The organism is Ulvibacter sp. 2305UL32-6, assembly GCF_058148545.1.
On sequence record NZ_JBYVKA010000003.1, the window covers coordinates 351,315 to 372,741 of the forward strand.

Sequence of the window (21,427 nt, forward strand, 5' to 3'; positions counted from 1 at the left end):
TTACTAAAAAGCATAACTCGCCGCCACGATCAAATTTCGTCCTGCAGAAGCGATCCCAGAAGAATATTGCTGGTAGCGTTGATCGGTGATGTTTTCTAAGGTTGCATTGAGTTGTATTGCCTCCGTAAGTGCATATTGCGCTCCAAAGTTTAACGTATACCATTTTGGTGAATACGGGTTCCCATCACTGTCTTTAGCATACAAATAATCAGTGCTTTGCTGGCTTGGTGCTAGATCTAAATAATCAAACTGCCCATTGTAAATGCCAAAGGCATCCAGCTTTAGTTTATCTTTTTTAAACGTAAGGTGGGTATTTCCAAATTGAGGCGCGGCATGACGAGCAGGATTTCTATTTCCATCGTCATCTTCCTCAAAACCATCAGTAATATTATACTGGCTGCTTAGTTGTAATTCCTTATTAAAGTTGATCTCTACGCCCGCTTCAAAACCATAAACCTCAGCCTTAGCAGCATTTTGAATAGCCTGTACATTACTTAATTCTCCCTGATATAGTATTTCAGTTTCGCCGTCTAACTCAAAGTCACGACGCACCAAAGCATCGTCTAAGTGAGTCATATACGTAGCAAGATCTATTTTTACGACTCCATCAAAATTTAGGTTTACTCCCAATTCATAATTTCTGGCATATTCAGGTTTTAGATCTGGATTTGGAACCACTACACTTCCCGGTTCGCTGTCAAATATCTTACCTACATCATCAATATTGGGCGCTCTAAAGGCTGTTGAAAAATTGAGTTTCCAACCTAAAATATCATTCGGATTCCATGCTAGACCGGCACTTCCCGTCAAGGCGCCAGTACTAATGTTTGCTTCGGAAAAAGGAAAATCAAAGAATTTATCATCAAACATAGCATCTACTAAAATATGGTTATAACGCAATCCTCCTTGAAAAGAAACCTTTTCAGAAATAGGCCATTGTGTACTCGCATAAGCCGCCATTGATTGCCATGTAGAGCCATCGGGATAACGCGATGCTGTCTCAGCCGTCTCTTTGGTCACGATGTCTGTTTGTTGTCCTTCGCTATTCACTTTATTATAAACATATTCTAAACCATAAAATACATTGAATTCACCAAGCTTTTTGGTAAAATCCCAGCCTCCACTATAAGCACTCACTTTCTCATCAGTCTCATACAAAATGGTCGCTCCAAAATCACGATCATTTCGGCTTTCTTTAAATTGCTGAAAAGATAACGTCAAGTCACTTTCGTCGTAAAATTTTGTTTCTTTATTCGTTATTTTGAAATTGGCTGCAAGCCATTCCTGAGGTCCATAAAACCACTCAGCCGCTCTAAAATCGTCCCCACTTTTACGTATTAAACGATCATAACGCGGATAATCACTTGTGGTAGTATAAAACAAGCCTAGGTTAAAGTCCCAAGTTTCCGAAGGCATAAATCGAATTTTCTGCATGGTATTGATCTGATTGTAGCCAGTAGGTTTTTGTACACGTGGATCATCATTTTTAACTACGACGTCTTCGCCATTAATGGTTTCAACATACTCTGGACGTAAATAATCTTCTGGTCCGTGACTTCCCATTTTCAGATCGTCAAAATCACTTATAGTGATACTACTTAAAAACGCCCATTGCTTCATTCCGAAGTTTAAATCAACATGACCTGTTTTTTCACTATTTGCCGTTGCGTAACGTGCGGTAGCGTTCCCAGAAAACGAGACGCCTTCAACAAAAGAGAATTTTGGCTTTTTGGTATAGAAATTCATCACACCTCCCACGGCATCACTTCCGTAGACAACAGAGCCGGGGCCTAAAATGACTTCTGTACGATCAATGGCGAATGGATCAATAGAGATCACATTTTGAACATTTCCAGCACGAAATATCGCTGTGTTAAATCGAACCCCATCTACCGTTATTAGCAAACGATTAGTAGAAAAGCCACGAATAAGCGGACTCCCACCACCTAACTGACTTTTTTGAACATAAACCTGCCCGCTACTCTGCAACAGATCAGCAGCCGTCTGCGGATTCGAAAACATAACATCTTCGCTGGTGACGCTAACAATTTGCTGCGGAATGTCTCTTTTGTTCTGCTTAAATTTTGAAACGGAAAGTACCACTTCACTCAAACTACTGGCATCCATGCGCATAGAAATTTTTCCGCCATGAGCAATTATCTTTCGCTTTGCCATTTGCATGGCTTCGTGCGAAATATGTTGAAAGTTAATAATTTCATCTTCAGAAAAAGCACTAACATCAACTAGACCGTCAAAATCGGTTACCCCACTCTTGTCCTTTAGATCATTAAAAACAGCCACTCCCATTATGGGTTCTTGTGTCTCTTCTTCTAAAATTTGGATTTTTTGTGCTACGGAAATGTAAGAAATAAGGCAAAGGGAAAGCAGTAATGAGAATCTCATAATTTATTGAATAGTTGGTTAAGTACTACCAGCGACCTAGGATTTTTATAGCCTTGCAGGTGAATTTGGTAATAATTCAACAGCAATAAAAGCACCTCAGACCGCTCTGTTTTGGTCAATTTGATTTCGGCGATAGCATCAAAATTTATGCCAATGAACTGTTTAAAGGCATCTATCTTTAACCCCTCTTTACAGTAATCATTGGTTTTTAGATCTTGAAACGTTCCATCTAGCATGTTAAAATACCTGAGTTCCAAATGGGAAGCCTCGGGATAAAAACCTAAATGAGCTGTCAACTTCAATAAAAATAAAATGTGAAAATTAGCAATGCCTTCGTGTGCGTCCAACCACAGCATAGCATGTTCGAGATATTCAAACAAATTTTTGTTTGGTTCTTCCTCTTTAATGCAAATTTTAAGCATTTCTGCGATAAACATTACCAATGACGACTTAACCACCTCAGTGTGTAATGTTTTGTAGGGCTGTACTAACTTAACGTCTCGGATCCGTTCAAGTGTACCCTTGTTTTTGTGTGTACCTACTATTTCTAAATGCGTAAGGGGAAGAAAATAGGAGGCTCGTACCTTTCCTTTTTTGCTCTTTAAAACATTTGGGAGCATGTAACTTTGAAGGCCGTAATCTTCGGTAAAGCACGTCACTATAAGGTCTGCTTCGGAATATTTGAGTGCTGAAAAAACAAGTGCCCGTGTAGTAATGACCATTACCGAATGACCATTATTTTTGAAATCTTTGTTTCTAAGGCATCTTCCGTAGTAATTAAAACCAAATAAACTCCAGAGGCAACTTTATATTTTCCGAAGGCCTTGGTATCCCACAAAACACTTCCTCCCTCACTGGTTTCTTCAAATACGAGGTTTCCTTCGATATCAGTGATCTTTACATTGGCATCGGCTGTGAGTCCGTCGATAGTTACATTTCCTTCAAATCCTGGTCGTACAGGGTTTGGAAACGCATATACATTTTCTAAATTATCTCTTGGTGCTGTCGCGGTTCCATTATAGGCTACAAGCCCGTTATTAGTCGCAAAATAAACAACCCCTGTAAAGTCGTCTATAGCAATATCTTGAACGGTATTTGAAGGCAAAGGCGAGTTGTCTTTCGTAAATCGAAGTAAGGTTTCCTGGCCATTTGGAGAAACATAAAAAACGCCCGAGGTTGCTGTAGCAATCCACTTATTATTGGATCCATCAACTTCAATATCTGTAATGGGAATATCAAAAAGAAACTCTTGTGGAACGCCATCCTCTAAAATAATGATCTGGTTACTTTCGGTATTTGGGTTCTCTTCAAAAATTCCACCCGGACTAAAAAGTACCCGAACTCCTGAAAGCGTTCCTATCCATAGACGATTATTCTTATCGAATGCTAAGGCTCTTACATTAGGTGATGGTAGATTCCCATTTCCCTCTCCCTTACCTATCTTATTAAATTTATTAGTAAACGGGTTATATCCTACCACCCCGGTCTCAACTGCCCCGAAAAATACATATCCTTCTCTACTTACCTGTAGATCACTAAGTGCCAATTCTTGCCCAGGCATCTCAATAACGGGAGTTATATCAATTTTCTGGAATTGACTATTTGCTGGGTTGAACTTTATAAGACCGTCATCTACCCTCGACTGAACCAACCATAAGTTACCATCTGGATCAAAACTAGATCCGTAGATGCGAATATCAGTGTCGTCGGGTCGAAACGATCGTAAAACACTATTGGTATCATCGTAAAGTTCTACAGGAGATTGATCTGTTACCCGTAAAAGTCCTTTGTTAAAAGAGCTCATAAAAACTTGATCAGCTGAATTTGGGTTGATGGTTACAAAGACCATATCATTTACGTCTCTATTACCTACAGCGATCTTTATGTCTTCATAGGCAACATTGGTCCAAACTCCCTCTCGTAAATTACTTATGGGTCTAAAGGATTGTTGTGGTTGATACGGATCAAAATTAACATCTACGTCTCCAAAGACCGTCCACAGCTGTCCTGGAGAGGCGTCAATGGCAAAACTTTTATTTAATGCTGGACCATCTGGAAGGATCTGTGATGCCTGGCTAGTGCCAAAAGGAACTTCTAACATACCTAATAAGGTAGTTCCCATATAAAAAGTATTATTAAAAGAAATACCCGATTGGAGTTCAAAGTCGAAATCAGGCAAAAACGTAACATTAGCTTGTTGAATAAAGCCTGGGCCATAAGCCTGGATCGAATTTTCAGTAGTAATTGTAAGCAGATCGTCAATGACGTTAAAATCTATTACTCGATTATTAAGACCTGCAACCACAGATAAGCCTCCACCAAAAGAGTATTTTGAAATATAATTATTAATACTCACTACATAAATGGTTCCGTTTAGGTTTTGAACTCCTTTAAACGATCCATTCCCAACTTGCGTCCATTGGTTAAAATCAATTAAGTTATCGTTAGCCACTAATGCTCTACGGATGCCGGCCTCTTCTGTACCCGAAGCAAATATGTAATCTCCAGCTACCGCTGTTTGCGTTATATTGATCTGAGTTCCCAGGTCACCAATAAAATAGGTATCACCAAATTCAAGCGCGGCCAAATCGAACAATGAAATTCCGTAGGCAGTCGCAATATAAAGGTTGCCATCGTACTCATTAAAGTGGTTTATCCTCTTTTTATTGGATGGAATTGTAGGTTTATCTAAGATATCAACCACCGTAAGTATATTTTCCTCGCCATCACGAACCACTTCAATAAGGCCATTTTCATACCCTATGACCAATAAGTTATAATTTTCACTGTAATACAGAGTTGAAATCGATTCTCCCGAGAGTCCGTTTACTGTTGAAAGTGTTCTTAACTCTTCTGTTTGTAAATCGTAAGTAAATACCGAGTTTTCAACACCGCCATAGATCTTACCATTTCCCTGCGAAATACTCTTTACCGAAACGTACGAAAAATGCCCTGTCCATGCATCTTCAAAATTTTGAGCACTTAATGTCAAACTGAGAATATAAAAAATGATGAGGCAAAATTGTTTCATATGGCAACTCTTTTCAGAAAGTATAACATCTTTCAGGCTTATTTATTGCGGTGTTAGAATGAAAAAGGTTGCCAATTACGGCAACCTTTTTCGTCTTATTTCAGCTGTAATTACTAGACAACACCTTGTGCTAGCATAGCATCTGCAACTTTTACGAATCCAGCTACATTGGCTCCCTTCACATAATCAACGTGACCGTCGCCATCCTTGCCGTATTTTACACAAGCCGCATGTATATCATTCATAATAGTATGTAACTTTTCATCTACTTCTTCAGAAGTCCAACTAAGTCTTAATGAATTTTGAGACATTTCCAGTCCAGATGTCGCTACACCTCCTGCATTCGAAGCTTTTCCAGGCGCAAATAATATTTTAGCCTCTTGGAAAACTTCAATCGCCTCAGGTGTTGAAGGCATATTCGCTCCTTCGCTTACACACATACAACCATTCTTGACAAGCGTTTTAGCTTCGTCTGCATTTAATTCATTCTGAGTAGCACAAGGCAAGGCAATATCACATGTTACCTCCCAAGGGCGTTTTCCTTCATTGTATTTTGCTGAAGGATATTTGTTTACGTATTCGCTAATACGACCTCTTTTTACATTCTTAAGGTCCATCACAAAAGCAAGTTTTTCTGTGTTAATTCCTTCAGAATCATAAATATATCCGCCAGAATCTGACATAGTCACTACTTTTCCACCAAACTCCATGGCCTTTTGCGCTGCGTATTGTGCAACGTTTCCAGAACCAGATATTACAACTGTTTTACCCTTAAAGCTTTCGCCTTTAGTAGCTAACATATTTTTTGCGAAATAAACATTTCCGTAGCCTGTTGCTTCAGGTCTAATGAGCGATCCTCCATACGAACGTCCCTTTCCTGTTAAAACACCCGTAAATTCATTGCGAAGTCTCTTATATTGACCAAACATATATCCGATCTCACGACCTCCAACCCCAATATCTCCAGCTGGCACATCTGTGTCAGGGCCAATATGGCGAGAAAGCTCCGTCATAAAACTTTGGCAAAAACGCATTACCTCAGAATCGCTTTTTCCTTTTGGGTTAAAGTCACTTCCTCCTTTACCACCGCCCATGGGTAGAGTGGTCAAGCTATTCTTAAATACTTGTTCGAATCCTAAAAACTTAAGGATGCTTAAGTTTACCGATGGGTGAAAACGCAAACCTCCTTTATAAGGGCCTATAGCCGAGTTAAACTCAACACGATAGCCACGATTTACCTGAATCTCACCGCTATCATCGGTCCAAGGGACACGGAACATAATTGTGCGTTCTGGTTCTACCATGCGCTCAAGTAGTTTTTTACCCTGATAGGCTTCATTCTTTTCAATAAAAGGAATTACAGTTTCAGCAACTTCAGTAACGGCCTGCATAAATTCTGGCTCGTTCGGATTCATTTTTTCTACGGAAGAAATAAAATCTTTTATACTTTGTTTCAATCTCTTAGAATTAAGTTAGTAATTAAAATAACTCTCTTGTTTTCAGCTATTCATAGAAAATCAAAAGAACACCATTTCGTCACAAAAATACTATCTATAGTTCTTTAACGTTATGGAACAACAAATATAAGTGTTATGCGAAAAAAAGGGGCTAAAAATTTAGAAATAAGCTAAAAAGCGTCATTAAATTTCACTGTTACATATGTTTTTATATATTTGTTACGTCTCAATCTAAACCTAAATTCTAATGAATACCAGAACTCTGCTATTGGTATTATTCACGCTAGCCCTTGTTAAACAAGAGGTTCAAGCTCAACTCGGTTTCTCGCATGAGCTTGGTATTATTACTGGGCCTGTGACGTTTTATTCAGATTTTGGTCAGCGAAATGACTTTGAAACTAACATTAATAATGTTGGTATTGGTGTTGGAATAGTGCATTATATCAACTTTTCCTATAGAGCGGATTGTAATTGCTATACTCGAGATACTTTCTTTAACGATCACTTTAAAGTTAGAAATGAATTTGATTACCACAAAACAAATTTTGAACATTTTGGAGAATGGGTTGAACCTGATAAAACTTCACTTTTTGCAGATCAGCTTAGAGGAATGACCGGTTCGAGTACTGTAATTGAGTTAGGATCACAATTGGAGTACTTTCCTTTGAGTATTCGTGATTTCGCCGCGGGAGGTTATAAAATCGCGCCTTTTATAAGTATGGGTATTCATTATGTAAGTTTTGATCCCGAAATAAATTCTACTCTTGGAGATTTAAACACTCCTCTTTCTACACCAGATAAATATTTTAACGGTTTTCAACAGGAAGGTGGTTCTACTTGGGCATTTGTGGGAAGTGTTGGAATTCGATACAAACTAACGGAGCTAAGTGACTTAATGCTCGATAGTCGATGGACCTACTATTTTAGTGATTGGGTAGATGGTCTAAACCCATCAGAGAAAAATAACGGAAGTGTTCCTGTACCTGAAAACAAGGCAAACGATTGGATGTACTGGTTAAATGTCGGATACATTTACTATATCGATTAAGCGTTTTCTATAAAGCATAAAAAAAAGCCGAAACATTCTGTTTCGGCTTTTTTTTATAACCTATTCTATTCTTAACCAATCGCTTGTTTTAGATCGGCGATCAAATCATCAATATCTTCAATTCCAACACTCAAACGTATTAATGAATCAACCACGCCGGTTTTTTCACGCTCTGCTTTAGGAATACTTGCATGGGTCATAGAAGCAGGATGTCCCGCAAGACTTTCAACTCCTCCAAGGCTTTCTGCAAGTGTAAATACTTTTAAATTCTCTACTATCTTGATAGCTTCATCATAATCATTTCCTTTTGTCACAAAAGATATCATACCGCCAAAGTCTTTCATTTGAGCCTTAGCTATAGCGTGATTAGGATGATCTTCAAAACCTGGCCAGTACACCTTTTCGATCTTTGGATGTGTATTTAGATATTCCGCAACAGCTTTCCCGTTTTCACAATGACGTTGCATACGTATATGCAATGTTTTAATTCCGCGCAGCATTAAAAAACTGTCTTGAGGACCACAAACCGCCCCACTAGCATTTTGAATAAAATAAAGTCTTTCTGAAAGCTCTTTGTCTTTAACGATCAAAGCGCCCATAACAACATCACTATGGCCACCTAAATACTTGGTCGCCGAATGCATTACAATATCTGCTCCAAGCTCGAGTGGCTGTTGTAAATACGGCGTCGCGAATGTATTGTCGACTGCCAATAATACCCCGTGTTTCTTAGCAATTTTGGAAGCTGCTTTGATATCAATAATATTCATCATAGGGTTGGTTGGAGTTTCAACCCAGATCAATTTTGTATTCTTATTGATGTAGTTTTCAATATTGGCTGCATCTTCCATACCAACGAAATGAAACTTGATTCCAAAATCTTCAAAGATCTTTGTAAACAATCGATAACTTCCTCCATAAAGATCATTGGTAGAAACTACTTCATCACCAGGTTTTAATAATTTGATTACAGCATCTATAGCCGCTAATCCACTTCCAAATGCAAGTCCGAAATCACCACTCTCAATACTCGCTAAACTGCGCTCAAGTGCCGCTCTTGTAGGATTACCACTCCGCGAATATTCAAACCCTTTGTGGCCTCCTGGTGTGGTTTGTGAATAAGTACTCGTCTGATAAATTGGCGGCATTACCGATCCATATGCTGGATCTACATTATGCTGTCCTCCGTGTATCGTTTTTGTGTTAAATTTCATAGTCTTGCCACACTCAGTGGTATTTTAAATTATATAAAAATCTGTTCTTCAAAAGTAATCCTTTCCTTTCGCATTAAAAAAACTGTCGTATTTTTAACGTATGAAATGCACAAACATTCCTTTTAGAAAATCAATACTTCCATCGTTAAGTCGAGTTACCCTTATTTTACTTACTATTTTGCTTCTGGCAAGCTGTAATAAGCAACCACTAACGATCACTTCGGAAGGATTTAGCGAAACAAGTCTTGAGGCGTGTAAAAAAGTGACCTGCCCAGAAATAACCGTAGATTATTTTAAAGTTTCTGGCGACGAAGAAATCGCTGACTTGATCAACAGTGATATTCAACAATTTATATCAGATGCGCTATATTTGGGCGATGAAGAAGAACTTCCGAAGGCAACTTCAGTAACAAAAGCAGCCGAACATTTTATTGAAATGTACCGAATTGAAAGTGCCGAATTTCCCGACATGGCGGCCGAATATTTTGCCGAAATCACCATCACAAATACCATCTCAACACCCGATATCTTTTCGGTTGAAATGAGACAATACTTATACACGGGTGGTGCCCATGGCTACGGGTCGGTTATATTTAAGAATTACGATCCGCAAACTGGAATGGTGATCACTAATGACATGCTTTTTAAGGATACCGAGCCGTTTACTGTTTTTGCTGAGAAAGCCTTTAGAAGGACCCACGAAATTGATCCAACAGCGAGTCTCAACGAAGCTGGATTTTGGTTTGAAGATGACAATTTTCAATTGCCAGAAACCATCGGATTTACAAAAGAACATCTTATTTTACATTATAATCCATATGAAATTGCAAGTTATGCCGCGGGACCTATTGAAGTGGAAATTCCACTTGAGGATGCTGTTCCGTTCTTAACTTTTAATCCAAATGATTGATTATTTCTTTTCAGAAAAAGGCCATGAAGAAAATTTACTATTTAAGCAGTTGCGATACATGTAAACGCATTATGGAAGAACTAAAACTTCCGCAGTCATTTATACAACAAGATATCAAACAGCAGCCACCTACGGAAGAGCAAATAGAAGAGATGTATAACATGACTGGCAGTTACGAAATGCTCTTTAGTAAACGCGCTAGACTTTACAAGGAACGCAGTCTAAAAGATGCTAAGCTGTTAGACGAAGATTATCTAAATCTACTCCTCGAACATTATACCTTTTTAAAGCGTCCGGTGATTATCAATAACGATCAGATTTTTGTGGGAAATAGTAAAAAAACCGTTGATGCGGCAAAAGCTTCTATCCATCACGAATGAATAGTCGCGCCCTCGCTCTTTTGGCCGCAACGGCCGCAAGTACGATCTATGGTGTTAATCATACCATTGCCAAAGGGCTCATGCCCGATGTGATAGGATCGTATGGTTTTATTTTACTTCGCGTGAGCGGCGCTGCACTAATTTTTTGGATCATAAGCCTTTTTTACACTTCAGAAAAGGTAGACAAAAGGGATTGGTATCGCATTTTGGCGTGTGCTTTCTTCGGAATGGTCTTAAACATGACTATGTTTTTTAAAGGATTAAGCCTATCTACACCTATAAATAGTTCGGTGGTTATTACAATTGCTCCCGTATTACTATTAATTCTTTCGGCCTTTTTTCTGAATGAGCGAATTACCGTACTAAAAGGAGTGGGAATTGGTCTCGGACTCACAGGAGCCTTGGTTTTGATTCTATTCGGACCTAAAACACAAACAAATGCCCCAAACATACCCATTGGCAACTTATTATTTATTGTCAATGCCGCTTCCTACTCTGTCTATCTAATAATAGTCAAACCCCTGGTAGCAAAATATAATGCTATCACGCTCATGAAGTTCTTCTTTTTGTTTGCGGTTATTATGAATATCCCCATTGGTATTTCAGAATTTACAGATGTTGCATGGTCAACACTTTCTTTTGATTCGATTTGGAAAATGATCTTTGTTGTTGTTGGAACGACCGTACTCACCTATCTTTTTAATATTTATGCTCTTAAACAATTGAGCCCTTCTGTGATTGGTGTTTTTATGTATTTACAACCTCTAATTGCTGCAATCTTTGCAGTTTTGGTTGGTGCAGACACCTTAACTACACTAAAAATTGTAGCTGCTGCCCTTATATTTTTGGGCGTTTTTCTTACAACAAGGAAGAAAAAAATCACATCTTAGATAGTCCATATTTTTGTATCTTACCTATCCTAACTTTTAAAAACAGAAAGATGGATACGAAAGAAATCGCTCATAATCTAGTAAATTGGTGTAACAGCGGACAAGAAGCCCGTTGCTATCAAGAATTGTACAGCCCAAACATTGTAAGTATAGAAATGGAAGGCAGTGAGAACCAAGTGTCAAATGGAATGGCCGAAGTCGTAAAAAAAGGCGAATGGTGGCAAGAAAATTTTGAAGTTCATAAAGCTGAAACCAGTGAGCCTGTAGTTGCCGACAATTGGTTTAGCGTTCGACATACCATGGATACAACACACAAACCTAGTGGTCAGCGAAGCACTATGAGTGAAATAGGAGTATATGAAGTTAAGGACGGAAAAATTGTAAAAGAACAGTTTTTCTACGATAAATAATCCTTACGATATAAACAAGAATAGCCGTAACATATGTTGTTACGGCTATTTATTTGCAACACATGATTTTACTCTAAGTGACTTGGAACATGCCCAAATTTTCGGGTATCTTCTTTAGTAATAGTATAAAAATCGTCTGTTCTATCCAACTTGTTTAGGTTATTAAACAGCTCCTCTGGCAGGGTTCTTAATTTTCTTTCTTTAAGATCGATCCAACCTCCCATCATCTCACAACGCGCTATATTTCTTCCCTTATGATCATAAAAATTATGTAAAAAGGAGAAATAGGTTCCCTGCTCGCTTATCCCTTTAAGTTCTAGTGACACTTGAATGGGCTTGCCAGGAAAGACTTCCTTAAAATAGTACATATGTTCATAGAACACTACTGGGCCAATATTGTGTTCAACCATTTTTGCTTGCCCAAAGCCACTTTCAAGCATAAAACTAAGTCGCGTATGACTCATATAATTAATGTAGGCACTGTTTGCTAGATGTCTGTTCGCATCAAGATCACTCCAACGTACTTCAAATTCTTTTAAATACATACTATTCTCTTATAAATTCAATAATTCTATTTATGGTTTCTGCCCCTTTTAAATTATGATCCTGACCTTCTGTAAAAAAGGTTTTGACATTACTATTTTCTTCGGAAGCCTTACGGATGGGTTCAAAAGGAGTGATTGCATCCGAAACTTCATGCACCACCAATACTGGCTCTTCGACCTTCTGAAAAAAATGTGCTATCGTTATTTCTTCCGAAGGTATTTTTAAAATACTATCAACTTTTATATTTAACTGCTGAATTGCGCGATCTGATAAACCGAGCATGGTTTCAAAAAATACAAAAATAGCATCCAATCCCGAAGGCGCACCCATGATGACATATTTTTTAACAATAATTTTAGGGTCGACCAAAAAACTATAGGCTCCCGCCAAACTACCAAATGAGTGGCAAACCATTGTGTCAATGGGTCCAACTTTTTTTAAGGCAATAGCAACGCCTTGTCTAAAGGCCTCTAAAGTTAATTTATTCCCTTTTGAAAGACCATGCCCAGGAGCATCAAGTGCATACACAGTATATTCATTTAGATCTAATGATTCAACATAGGGTAACCAACGTTGTGAATTACTCATCCAACCATGAAGAAAGAAAATACTCTTTTCTCCAGTACCCCAACGATGGAGCACAGTACTATAAACCCCATTATCAAGCGTGAGTTGTTCTCCGCTGTCAAAAAAGTCTTTTCCCTTTTCTGAAATACCAACGCGTCTTACCTTGCAAAGAAGATCGAAAGAATAGTTAGTACTCCATGTGGGAGCAATTTTTGCAGTTGTATTAATAAACAAGCCGATTGCCTTTGGAACTATTTTTTTCATATAATATTTGATACCGATTGGTATCTGTTTTTTTAAATTTTTTAAACCGACATCTTTTCTACGATACTTCTCAAATGCATTACAGTTTGTTTGATCGCTTTGTCGGAGCGCTCTAATTTACTTATCATAATTCCACCCTCCAGCGTGGCAATAAAAATTGTACTGAAAAAGTCAGCATCTGTTCCTTCTACCACCTGTTTGTTTTTGATTCCATTTGAGATAAGTTTCGCTACAGACGCCTTTAATTGTGCCAACATATTATATACCTGCTGGCGCAATAAAGGATTTGCGTCATCTGCTTCAATAGCAGCATTCAGTAACGGACAACCACCCTGATAAAGAGGCGTATGCATATAATCTTCAAAAAAGGAAAAGATAGCCTCCATCTTTAGCTTAAAGCTTTTGGCGTTCCTAATAGAGAGCCCAATAGACTCAAACATGGCTTTTGCCAAACTGCGAAGCGCTTGCTGTTCAAGATCTGCCTTGCTATCAAAATGCCTGTAAATAGCTCCCTTCGTAAAACCTGTTGCCTTGGTAATATCACTGATCGAAGTTGCCTTATACCCTTGTGTATTAAACAAATTGGCACTGGTCTTGATAAGGGTATTCTTTGTGTTTTCGGCATTACGCATAAACAAAGATACCAATTGGTATCAAAATATGCAAGCTTATTTTATAATCGCCTAGAGTATTGTATTTTTGTCATTCTAAATTTTGTTTTATTCAGTATATGCCAGTTATCAACTCACCTTTTCGCGCAAGCGGTCCTTTTAAGAATGGGCATTTTAGCACCATCTATTCGGCTAAATTGCGTCCAATTCCGAAATTGATCCAAGAACGAGAACGTCTTCTCCTTCCTGATGGAGATTTTATTGACTTAGATTGGTCTTTCAGTAAAAAAAACACAACCCAAGTGGCCATTCTACTACACGGTTTAGAGGGAAATGCGCAACGGGTTTATATTAAAGGGCAGGCAAAAATCTTGGTTGAAAATGGCTGGGATGTTGTAGCCATGAATCATCGCGGTTGTAGTGGTGAAGAAAACCTACGTTATCACTCTTATAACAGCGGCCGTACCGAAGATTTAGAATCTCTAATAGATCATGTGATCAAATTAGATCGATATGAAGAAATCACGCTTATTGGATTTAGTTTAGGAGGAAATTTGGTTTTAAAATATTTAGGAGAACGTAATACGTTTCCAAAACAACTAAAGAAAGGGGTTGCGATCTCTTCGCCATTACATTTAGAAGGTGCCCTTCATGCCTTACAGCGACGTGAAAACTTGATCTATCACACCACTTTTCTAAATGATCTTCGAAACAAGTATAAACGAAAAATGGAACGGTTTCCGAATAAAATGAATGCTGCTGAATTAAAAAAAATTAAGTCGCTGTTGGCTTTTGATCATCTCTATACTGCCAAAGCACATGGTTTTGATGATGCTTTCGATTATTACAATAAAAGTAGCAGTCTGCAGTTTTTACCCAATATAACCCTTCCTGTGCTTATTTTAAATGCAAAAAACGATAGCTTTCTCTGTGATCGCTCCTATCCCTATAGTTTGGCAAAAAAATCTAAGTCGGTCTACCTTGAAACTCCAAATAATGGTGGTCACGTAGGTTTTCATATGAGCAATAAGCGCTATTATTCAGAAGAGAGAACGCTCGAATTTTTGACTTCAGAATAAATTATATCCAAAAAAGGGATTGCAAAGCAGCTACCTCTAAAATTACTACCTTTGCGCCTTAAGAAGTAACTCTTTCGTATGATCCAATCCATGACCGGTTATGGCAAAGCTGTAATACAGCTGCCTTCCAAAAAAATTACTGTCGAAATTAAGTCGTTAAACAGCAAAAATCTCGACTTGAATACCCGAGTACCTTCTTCCTATCGCGAAAAGGAACTCCATATTCGAAATATGTTGGCCAAGTCGTTAACACGTGGAAAGGTAGATTTTAACTTGTTCGTAGAAGTTACGGGAGAAGAAACCTCAACCCAACTCAACGAAACAGTTGTTAAACAATATATGAGGCAACTACAAAATGTTGTGGACGGTGATGCAATAGAGCTTCTAAAAATGGCGATCCGTATGCCCGATGCCTTAAAAACCGAACGGGAAGAGATTGATGAAACTGAATTTAATTCGATCTTGGAAGCTGTCAACGAAGCGCTAGTTGCCATCAATATTTATCGAACCGACGAAGGTGCGGTGCTACAAAACGATTTCGTGGAACGCATTGACATCATTGAGAATTTGCTTGAGCAAGTTATTGAAATTGATAGTCAGCGTATGGACAATGTTAAAGAACGCCTACGCACAGCGGTAAGTGAACTTCAGGAAAAGGTTGATGAAAATAGATTTGAGCAAGAGCTCATCTACTATTTAGAAAAATACGACATCACCGAAGAAAAGGTACGTCTTAAAAACCACCTCAACTACTTTAAAGAGGCTATTGCTTCTTCAGATTCAAACGGAAAAAAGCTTGGTTTTATAACACAAGAAATTGGAAGAGAGATCAATACTATTGGCTCTAAATCTAACTTTGCACCCATGCAACAATTGGTGGTTCAAATGAAAGATGAGCTTGAGAAAATTAAAGAACAAGCGTTAAATGTATTGTAATGAGGGGAGGAAAATTAATCGTTTTTTCGGCACCTTCCGGTAGTGGTAAAACGACCATTGTACGGCATCTTTTAAAGCAGAAAAATCTAAATCTAGAATTTTCAGTATCCGCTACTTCGCGAGAGCCTCGTGGAGAGGAAAAAGATGGTGAGGATTACTATTTTATTAGTTTAAAGGAATTTAAACAACACATTAAAAACGACGACTTCCTTGAATGGGAAGAAGTTTATCGCGATAATTTCTACGGAACACTAAATAGCGAAATAGAACGTATTTGGGCCATGGGTAAAAATGTGATCTTTGATATAGATGTGGTTGGCGGTTTACGAATCAAAAAGAAATTTCCGAACAAAACCTTGGCCGTATTTGTAAAACCGCCTAGTGTGGAAGAACTAAAGATTCGTCTCAAAAAGCGTAAAACGGAAAGTGACGAGCGTATCAATATGCGCATTGCAAAAGCTTCTGTGGAATTAGCTACGGCACCGCAATTCGACTTTATCATTGAAAACAATCACCTAGGAACCGCCTTGAATGAAGCTCATGCGTTGGTAGCCGACTTTATTGCGAAACCCGAAATTTTACAACATCATCCCGAAGAGGAATAAATGGCAAAGGCAAAGAAAATCGGACTCTATTTTGGGACATTTAACCCCATCCATGTTGGTCATCTTACCATAGCTAACCATATGACCGAATTTAGCGACCTAGATGAAGTATGGTTGGTGGTTACGCCTCATAATCCGCATAAAAAGAAAAGTAGTCTCTTAGACAATCATCATCGTATAGCGATGGTTGATGTGGCTTTGGAAGACTACCCAAAATTAAAATCGAGTAAGATCGAATTTGACCTTCCGCAGCCAAACTATACGGTAAACACACTGGCACATTTGGAAGAAACGTATCCAGATCAGCATTTTTGTTTGATCATGGGAGAAGATAATTTAAAGAGTTTCCACAAGTGGAAAAATTTTGAGGTCATCATAGACCGCTACGAGATCTATGTGTATCCGCGTATTTCTGAAGGCACTATTGAAACTCAATTTAGTGGTCATCCTAAAATTACTAAAGTTGATGCGCCTATTATGGAATTGTCTTCTACGTTTATTCGGAAAGCAATTAAAGCAGGAAAAAACATCAGACCTATGCTCCCGGAAGGTGTTTGGACCTATTTGGATGAGATGCATTTTTACAAATAGTCTTTTATTCATTTTGCCTTGAAGCAACACGGATCAAAAAATCAAGAAGCTTTTAAGGAAATTTTTACGCCAGTAAAACCATAGCGCCTTTCGTTTCATGCTCTATTTTCGCTACGCGAAACGCAGTTCCATTTATTCACTATTATTTCTGGGAAAGCTTTAAATACAGCATTGAAAGCATGGTGGAAGAAAAAAATGCTCAGGCTAGACTTTTTTGGTTCTTTTCTGGGCAATGCAAAAAAGAACAATCTCGCGTTAAGGATTACTCCTAATTTTTATATTTAATAAATAGGTTGTCGTGAATGCTATGCATTTGAGGCTCTGTTGGAGCTCTTACGCTGAAGGCGTGAAGTGACTGCCGAAAGCCTGACCCAGACTGAGCATTGGCGAACGTCTGGGGAACGCCCAACTAATTGTACAAAAAGGGATGTTAAGAGTACAGTGAATTCTTCTTGTTATGTTTGTTCTGTCCCAAAAAAACCGCCCCAAACAAACCGAAGTTTACGGAGCGGTTTCAACCAACCAAAAAAATTGTTATTTGCTCTTCATTGAGCGATCTAGAATTTACTGATCTTTACCATCTGCTTTGCAATGGTTGCTTTAGATTCTCGTAATTTTCCTTCATTATTTTTATACTGAATATATCCACGACCGTTAAATCTGTATAAGGTTCCTGACGCTTCATGAAATAATTCGATCGTATTGTCATCGAGAACGCTCAAATCAAAGTATTCATTGCCTAGATAATCATAATCCAATGTTAAATATTTGAGGTAGCTATTTCCAGGAACATCGTCTACATTATAGATGCCCGAATAGTCCCAATAAATGTTGTTGATATTCATACCATTAGGATCTTGAGAGCTCCGAAAGTTGCCATCACCGCCACCTGGCAGAAATTGTACAAAATTCTCGTTATCAAATTCATTTAGCTGTCCGTACTCGCTCGTATACGTCTTTTCCCAAGTAACATATTCCTGCAAAAAGTAGTGAATGTTCTCATAGAAAAGCTTGTTATAATCGAAGGTATTCCGTTGATACCCAACTAAGATATACGAGAGCCCCAGACTTCGGTTGTAGAGTTCAATTTCGTTGCCATTTAATTGGTTCACTTCAAAGGTGTAAAAGCCGTCAAGGTCGTGTGAAATGTCCATATCAAAATTGAATGTATCGAAGAAGCCAACGTCAATTCCGTAGCCACCTCCTTGATCACCAATACCGACAAGGTTGTTATTTGCGAACACGGTTCCATTTCTAAACGACATGGTAAATGCTTTCTGCATAAATGGAATATATCCATTTCCTTGTGTGCGGTCAATATCGACATACCAGAGTTCGTAGCTATGTAATAATTCGTTTAAGCTAATAGTTTGCACAGGATCGATATAAGGGTCTTCATCTATGATAACTTCGGTATAACACGAAGTAAAAAATAGGGCCAAAAGGCTGTATCCGAAAAGTAGTTTTGTCGTCTTCATAAGTCCTGTGTTTTAAAAGTTTCTATTTCTGAAATTTCAAAAGGCATGCCAAAAACATATAGTGCTGTTATACTGAGGGTTACAGTACGTAATTATTTGCGTATTTTTGGGTAATTGAAACTCACCCTATGGATAAAACAACAAAATTCGCTGTTTTTGGCGGCGGTAGCTGGGCTACAGCCATCGTAAAAATGCTATGTGAAAATTTGGATGAAGTGGGCTGGTATATGCGGAGTATTTACGCTATTGAACACCTAAAAAAAGAGCAACACAATCCGAATTATTTAAGCTCTGTTGAATTTGACACAAACAAATTAAAGCTGAGCAACGACATTAATGAGATGGTTGATTATGCCGATTATTTGATCTTTGTCATTCCTTCGGCATTTATCTATTCTGAACTTGAAAAAATAACCACTTCATTAAAAGGGAAAGTTATTTTTTCAGCGATCAAAGGAATCGTGCCTGAAACAAGTCTTATAGTGGGAGATCATTTTTTTACACATCACGGCATCCCGTTTAGTGATATAGGAGTGATTACAGGCCCCTGTCATGCAGAGGAAGTAGCATTAGAGCGTCTTTCCTATCTTACTATTGCCTGCATCGATGATGAAAAGGCGCAATTGGTTGCCAAAATGTTAAGTAGTGACTATATTAAATGTACAACTAGTGATGATGTAATTGGCGCAGAATATGCAGCCATGTTAAAGAATATCTATGCCCTTGCTGCTGGTATTGCCCATGGTTTGGGTTATGGTGATAATTTCCAAAGTGTTTTGATGAGTAACGCCATTCGTGAGATGAAGCGCTACGTCAAAAAAGTACACAAAATGAAACGCGACATCAATGGTTCTGCCTATTTAGGCGATTTACTGGTTACGGGCTATTCTGTTTTTAGTCGGAATAGGATGTTTGGGAACATGATTGGGAAAGGGTATACCGTAAAAAGCGCACAAATGGAGATGAGTATGGTTGCCGAAGGTTATTACGCTACTAAAAGTGCTTACGAACTCAATATTAAAAAAGGTAAGAAAAAGGCCAAAACACCTATTATTAATGCTGTTTATGAGATACTTTATGAGAATAAAGATCCTAAAAAGGTGTTTAAAAAACTTACCGAAAAGTTAAATTAATAATAGATCTCTTCCAAAAGCATCAAAGTGCACGCTTCGCATAAGAAACACTTCTATACACTTATGAATTAAACGTAAGCGCATCTGAAGTCGCTATTGTTCTCCTTTCTAAATTGCACGATCTTCATACTAAATCTAGTATTCTAATCGAATTCATTCTTTAGAGCAAAAATTGGTCTCGATGGAATGATGAACAATATGACAACTCCTTTATTATGAAAACAATTATTTCTCTCCTTATACTTACCGTAGTATATACCACAGCACAATCTCAAAACAATTCGCTTCAATTTGATGGTATAGATGATTATGTGAACTTAGAAAATAACTTTAGTTTTGAACATACAGACTCATTTAGCATTGAAGCTTGGATAAAAGTTGATCTGCAGGGTGAATTTCAACAAATTATTTCGAAATTAGGTATTGAAAATGGAGAATTTAGGGGTTGGGGATTTCAAGTAACCAATACCGGATTTATTAGCGGCTACATAGCCACAGTCTTTGATGTAGATTTTATCTATGTACGAGGAACAACCGTGTTAAATGATGGCCTCTGGCATCATGCTGCTATGACCTACGATGGAATTGATGAAATTCTTTTATATCTCGATGGTGAGATCGAACCTATTGGTTTCTCTGATAATTCTGGTACACTAACTACCATACTTAATACAACCGATACCCATATAGGAAATTATCACGGAAATGGAAGCCAAGGTGAATATGCCGTAGGGAATATTGACGAACTACGTGTTTGGAATGGTGTGCGAAGTCAACCCGAAATTCAAGCCAATTATCAAACAGAACTTTCAGGTACAGAAGCAAATTTAATTGGCTATTATAAATTTGACGATAACGCAAGCGACTGCGATGTTAGAGATTGCAGCCCAACCGAAGCCCACGGAACAAGGTTTGGAAACAATGGTGCAAATAACTTACCGCAATTTGATCCTGATGTGCCTGTGATCACTGATGTGGCGTGCGGAGCTATCGAAAACTGTAAACTGGGAACCGAAGATTATAAAGCAGTTACTATTCAATTGTTGCCAAACCCAGCAAACGACTTAGTTTTAGTTTCAGGATATGACGTTGCGGGAAGCTCAGTAAAAATCCACAACCTCTTAGGCGTTGAGATTTCAAAAATTAGTTTGACAACAAATACTATAGATCTTTCGGGACTTGCTTCTGGAATGTATTTTGTCACCCTTGAAATTGACGGAAAACAATTTGTCAAGCGTATTATTAAAGAGTAAAAAGCAGTGAATAAACCGTTTGTAAATACCAGGCTGTTTTTACGAAGCTAAAACCCCTTCCGTTTCCAATACGCGTATAGGAACACAGCTTTCTTCGGAAATTTGATCGGGTGCAAACACAAAGCGCTTCTCGTGAAGTTTGTCTTCGGAAAAATACGTAACCAAATATTCGTTTTGAAACCGAAGTACTTCATCCTGCATAAATTCGATTTTCTTTGCTGAATGCGCTTCCAGATTTCCCATATTATGTCGTAAAGTCGACGTTTTTTGTTCGTTGCTACTTCCGCGGGAAAGAACTAAAACGGTTTCAATGACTTCCGAAGCATTATTTACTATATAAACATTCCAATGCTGCGCCAGAAAATCCTCGTCCCATTCTCGAACTGCTACCCTACATATTAATTTTATTCCATCTGATAGTGAGAATCAAAAAAGTGTAAATAAAATGATCATTTAGTAATGGAAACAATTGTTTCACACGAAGCAATCTATTCAAGTCAGCGCATCTCACTTAAGAAACACTTCTATACACTTATGAATTAAACGTAAGCGCATCTGAAGTCGCTATTGTTTTCTTTTTTTAATTACATGATCTTCAAACTGAATCTAGTATTCTAATCG

General features: G+C 38.1%; 21 protein-coding genes. 11 read left to right on the plus strand and 10 right to left on the minus strand.

Going from position 1 to position 21,427, the window contains the following annotated elements:
- Positions 1 to 3 precede the first annotated feature (3 nt).
- The 4 genes from ACY2RU_RS11325 to gdhA all read right to left on the minus strand — a co-directional run bounded on the left by ACY2RU_RS11325 (position 4) and on the right by gdhA (position 6,891).
- Positions 4 to 2,403 (minus strand): TonB-dependent receptor plug domain-containing protein, encoded by a 2,400-nt coding sequence (locus ACY2RU_RS11325; RefSeq protein WP_490138573.1) that lies wholly within the window; start codon positions 2,401 to 2,403, stop codon positions 4 to 6.
- Positions 2,400 to 3,125 carry a DNA repair protein RecO gene (recO, locus tag ACY2RU_RS11330; RefSeq protein WP_490138574.1) on the minus strand — a complete coding sequence of 242 codons (726 nt, stop codon included), beginning with the start codon at positions 3,123 to 3,125 and terminating at the stop codon, positions 2,400 to 2,402. Before recO ends, ACY2RU_RS11325 begins: the two co-directional genes overlap by 4 nt.
- Positions 3,125 to 5,434, minus strand: a complete 2,310-nt coding sequence (porZ, locus tag ACY2RU_RS11335) for a type IX secretion system anionic LPS delivery protein PorZ (RefSeq protein WP_490138575.1) — start codon at positions 5,432 to 5,434, stop codon at positions 3,125 to 3,127. Before porZ ends, recO begins: the two co-directional genes overlap by 1 nt.
- A gap of 113 nt (positions 5,435 to 5,547) precedes the next feature.
- The gene (gene gdhA / locus ACY2RU_RS11340) at positions 5,548 to 6,891 is read right to left on the minus strand and encodes an NADP-specific glutamate dehydrogenase (RefSeq protein WP_490138576.1); all 1,344 of its coding nucleotides are present in this window, start codon (positions 6,889 to 6,891) and stop codon (positions 5,548 to 5,550) included.
- A gap of 247 nt (positions 6,892 to 7,138) precedes the next feature.
- Between gdhA and ACY2RU_RS11345 the strand changes: the two genes are divergently transcribed.
- Positions 7,139 to 7,939, plus strand: a complete 801-nt coding sequence (locus ACY2RU_RS11345; protein ID WP_490138577.1) for a THC0290_0291 family protein — start codon at positions 7,139 to 7,141, stop codon at positions 7,937 to 7,939.
- A 71-nt stretch (positions 7,940 to 8,010) separates the two neighbouring features.
- Here ACY2RU_RS11345 and ACY2RU_RS11350 read toward each other — a convergent pair whose 3' ends face one another.
- Positions 8,011 to 9,153 carry a cystathionine gamma-synthase gene (locus ACY2RU_RS11350; RefSeq protein ID WP_490138578.1) on the minus strand — a complete coding sequence of 381 codons (1,143 nt, stop codon included), beginning with the start codon at positions 9,151 to 9,153 and terminating at the stop codon, positions 8,011 to 8,013.
- A 100-nt stretch (positions 9,154 to 9,253) separates the two neighbouring features.
- Between ACY2RU_RS11350 and ACY2RU_RS11355 the strand changes: the two genes are divergently transcribed.
- The 4 genes from ACY2RU_RS11355 to ACY2RU_RS11370 are packed head-to-tail and all read left to right on the plus strand — an operon-like array spanning position 9,254 to position 11,743.
- Positions 9,254 to 10,063, plus strand: coding sequence for a DUF3298 and DUF4163 domain-containing protein (locus tag ACY2RU_RS11355; protein ID WP_490138579.1), 810 nt, complete (start codon positions 9,254 to 9,256; stop codon positions 10,061 to 10,063).
- Positions 10,064 to 10,086: 23 nt separating this feature from the next.
- On the plus strand, positions 10,087 to 10,443 hold the full coding sequence (locus ACY2RU_RS11360; RefSeq protein WP_490138580.1) for an arsenate reductase family protein: 357 nt from the start codon (positions 10,087 to 10,089) through the stop codon (positions 10,441 to 10,443).
- Positions 10,440 to 11,333, plus strand: a complete 894-nt coding sequence (locus ACY2RU_RS11365; protein ID WP_490138581.1) for a DMT family transporter — start codon at positions 10,440 to 10,442, stop codon at positions 11,331 to 11,333. Before ACY2RU_RS11360 ends, ACY2RU_RS11365 begins: the two co-directional genes overlap by 4 nt.
- A 50-nt stretch (positions 11,334 to 11,383) precedes the next feature.
- Complete coding sequence (locus ACY2RU_RS11370; protein ID WP_490138582.1) at positions 11,384 to 11,743, plus strand: SnoaL-like domain-containing protein; 360 nt, start codon at positions 11,384 to 11,386, stop codon at positions 11,741 to 11,743.
- A 68-nt stretch (positions 11,744 to 11,811) separates the two neighbouring features.
- On the opposite strand, the gene ACY2RU_RS11375 is transcribed toward ACY2RU_RS11370, so the two are convergent.
- Genes ACY2RU_RS11375 through ACY2RU_RS11385 form a run of 3 tightly spaced genes read right to left on the minus strand, consistent with a single transcriptional unit; the run spans position 11,812 to position 13,752 of the window.
- Positions 11,812 to 12,288: an acyl-CoA thioesterase gene (locus tag ACY2RU_RS11375; RefSeq protein ID WP_490138583.1), complete on the minus strand. Its 477-nt coding sequence runs from the start codon at positions 12,286 to 12,288 to the stop codon at positions 11,812 to 11,814.
- A 1-nt stretch (position 12,289) separates the two neighbouring features.
- Complete coding sequence (locus ACY2RU_RS11380) at positions 12,290 to 13,120, minus strand: alpha/beta hydrolase (RefSeq protein WP_490138584.1); 831 nt, start codon at positions 13,118 to 13,120, stop codon at positions 12,290 to 12,292.
- Between the two features lie 41 nt (positions 13,121 to 13,161).
- Positions 13,162 to 13,752: a TetR/AcrR family transcriptional regulator gene (locus tag ACY2RU_RS11385; protein WP_490138585.1), complete on the minus strand. Its 591-nt coding sequence runs from the start codon at positions 13,750 to 13,752 to the stop codon at positions 13,162 to 13,164.
- 98 nt (positions 13,753 to 13,850) lie between these two features.
- Between ACY2RU_RS11385 and ACY2RU_RS11390 the strand changes: the two genes are divergently transcribed.
- From ACY2RU_RS11390 to nadD, 4 genes are all read left to right on the plus strand, one after another.
- Positions 13,851 to 14,810, plus strand: a complete 960-nt coding sequence (locus tag ACY2RU_RS11390; RefSeq protein ID WP_490138586.1) for a YheT family hydrolase — start codon at positions 13,851 to 13,853, stop codon at positions 14,808 to 14,810.
- 78 nt (positions 14,811 to 14,888) lie between these two features.
- Positions 14,889 to 15,746 carry a YicC/YloC family endoribonuclease gene (locus ACY2RU_RS11395; RefSeq protein ID WP_490138587.1) on the plus strand — a complete coding sequence of 286 codons (858 nt, stop codon included), beginning with the start codon at positions 14,889 to 14,891 and terminating at the stop codon, positions 15,744 to 15,746.
- Positions 15,746 to 16,351, plus strand: a complete 606-nt coding sequence (gene gmk, locus ACY2RU_RS11400) for a guanylate kinase (protein WP_490138588.1) — start codon at positions 15,746 to 15,748, stop codon at positions 16,349 to 16,351. Before ACY2RU_RS11395 ends, gmk begins: the two co-directional genes overlap by 1 nt.
- The gene (gene nadD / locus ACY2RU_RS11405; protein ID WP_490138589.1) at positions 16,352 to 16,942 is read left to right on the plus strand and encodes a nicotinate (nicotinamide) nucleotide adenylyltransferase; all 591 of its coding nucleotides are present in this window, start codon (positions 16,352 to 16,354) and stop codon (positions 16,940 to 16,942) included.
- 557 nt (positions 16,943 to 17,499) lie between these two features.
- Here nadD and ACY2RU_RS11410 read toward each other — a convergent pair.
- Positions 17,500 to 18,420 (minus strand): nicotinic acid mononucleotide adenyltransferase, encoded by a 921-nt coding sequence (locus tag ACY2RU_RS11410; RefSeq protein ID WP_490138590.1) that lies wholly within the window; start codon positions 18,418 to 18,420, stop codon positions 17,500 to 17,502.
- Between the two features lie 128 nt (positions 18,421 to 18,548).
- Between ACY2RU_RS11410 and ACY2RU_RS11415 the strand changes: the two genes are divergently transcribed.
- Together ACY2RU_RS11415 and ACY2RU_RS11420 are read left to right on the plus strand one after the other, a co-directional pair.
- Positions 18,549 to 19,553 carry an NAD(P)H-dependent glycerol-3-phosphate dehydrogenase gene (locus tag ACY2RU_RS11415; RefSeq protein WP_490138591.1) on the plus strand — a complete coding sequence of 335 codons (1,005 nt, stop codon included), beginning with the start codon at positions 18,549 to 18,551 and terminating at the stop codon, positions 19,551 to 19,553.
- A gap of 215 nt (positions 19,554 to 19,768) precedes the next feature.
- Positions 19,769 to 20,806, plus strand: coding sequence for a LamG-like jellyroll fold domain-containing protein (locus ACY2RU_RS11420; protein WP_490138592.1), 1,038 nt, complete (start codon positions 19,769 to 19,771; stop codon positions 20,804 to 20,806).
- A 39-nt stretch (positions 20,807 to 20,845) separates the two neighbouring features.
- Here ACY2RU_RS11420 and ACY2RU_RS11425 read toward each other — a convergent pair whose 3' ends face one another.
- Complete coding sequence (locus tag ACY2RU_RS11425) at positions 20,846 to 21,049, minus strand: hypothetical protein (protein ID WP_490138593.1); 204 nt, start codon at positions 21,047 to 21,049, stop codon at positions 20,846 to 20,848.
- Between the last annotated feature and the right edge of the window lie 378 nt (positions 21,050 to 21,427).

Coding starts and splice junctions, on each gene's coding strand:
- ACY2RU_RS11355 (WP_490138579.1), top strand. CDS start 9,254: ATGAAATGCACAAACATTCCTTTTAGAAAATCAATACTTCCATCGTTA.
- ACY2RU_RS11345 (WP_490138577.1), top strand. CDS start 7,139: ATGAATACCAGAACTCTGCTATTGGTATTATTCACGCTAGCCCTTGTT.
- ACY2RU_RS11370 (WP_490138582.1), top strand. CDS start 11,384: ATGGATACGAAAGAAATCGCTCATAATCTAGTAAATTGGTGTAACAGC.
- porZ (WP_490138575.1), bottom strand. CDS start 5,434: ATGAAACAATTTTGCCTCATCATTTTTTATATTCTCAGTTTGACATTA.
- ACY2RU_RS11375 (WP_490138583.1), bottom strand. CDS start 12,288: ATGTATTTAAAAGAATTTGAAGTACGTTGGAGTGATCTTGATGCGAAC.
- ACY2RU_RS11425 (WP_490138593.1), bottom strand. CDS start 21,049: ATGGGAAATCTGGAAGCGCATTCAGCAAAGAAAATCGAATTTATGCAG.
- ACY2RU_RS11385 (WP_490138585.1), bottom strand. CDS start 13,752: ATGCGTAATGCCGAAAACACAAAGAATACCCTTATCAAGACCAGTGCC.
- ACY2RU_RS11360 (WP_490138580.1), top strand. CDS start 10,087: ATGAAGAAAATTTACTATTTAAGCAGTTGCGATACATGTAAACGCATT.
- recO (WP_490138574.1), bottom strand. CDS start 3,125: ATGGTCATTACTACACGGGCACTTGTTTTTTCAGCACTCAAATATTCC.
- ACY2RU_RS11350 (WP_490138578.1), bottom strand. CDS start 9,153: ATGAAATTTAACACAAAAACGATACACGGAGGACAGCATAATGTAGAT.
- ACY2RU_RS11325 (WP_490138573.1), bottom strand. CDS start 2,403: ATGAGATTCTCATTACTGCTTTCCCTTTGCCTTATTTCTTACATTTCC.
- ACY2RU_RS11380 (WP_490138584.1), bottom strand. CDS start 13,120: ATGAAAAAAATAGTTCCAAAGGCAATCGGCTTGTTTATTAATACAACT.
- ACY2RU_RS11415 (WP_490138591.1), top strand. CDS start 18,549: ATGGATAAAACAACAAAATTCGCTGTTTTTGGCGGCGGTAGCTGGGCT.
- nadD (WP_490138589.1), top strand. CDS start 16,352: ATGGCAAAGGCAAAGAAAATCGGACTCTATTTTGGGACATTTAACCCC.
- ACY2RU_RS11395 (WP_490138587.1), top strand. CDS start 14,889: ATGATCCAATCCATGACCGGTTATGGCAAAGCTGTAATACAGCTGCCT.
- ACY2RU_RS11365 (WP_490138581.1), top strand. CDS start 10,440: ATGAATAGTCGCGCCCTCGCTCTTTTGGCCGCAACGGCCGCAAGTACG.
- ACY2RU_RS11390 (WP_490138586.1), top strand. CDS start 13,851: ATGCCAGTTATCAACTCACCTTTTCGCGCAAGCGGTCCTTTTAAGAAT.
- gmk (WP_490138588.1), top strand. CDS start 15,746: ATGAGGGGAGGAAAATTAATCGTTTTTTCGGCACCTTCCGGTAGTGGT.
- ACY2RU_RS11420 (WP_490138592.1), top strand. CDS start 19,769: ATGAAAACAATTATTTCTCTCCTTATACTTACCGTAGTATATACCACA.
- ACY2RU_RS11410 (WP_490138590.1), bottom strand. CDS start 18,420: ATGAAGACGACAAAACTACTTTTCGGATACAGCCTTTTGGCCCTATTT.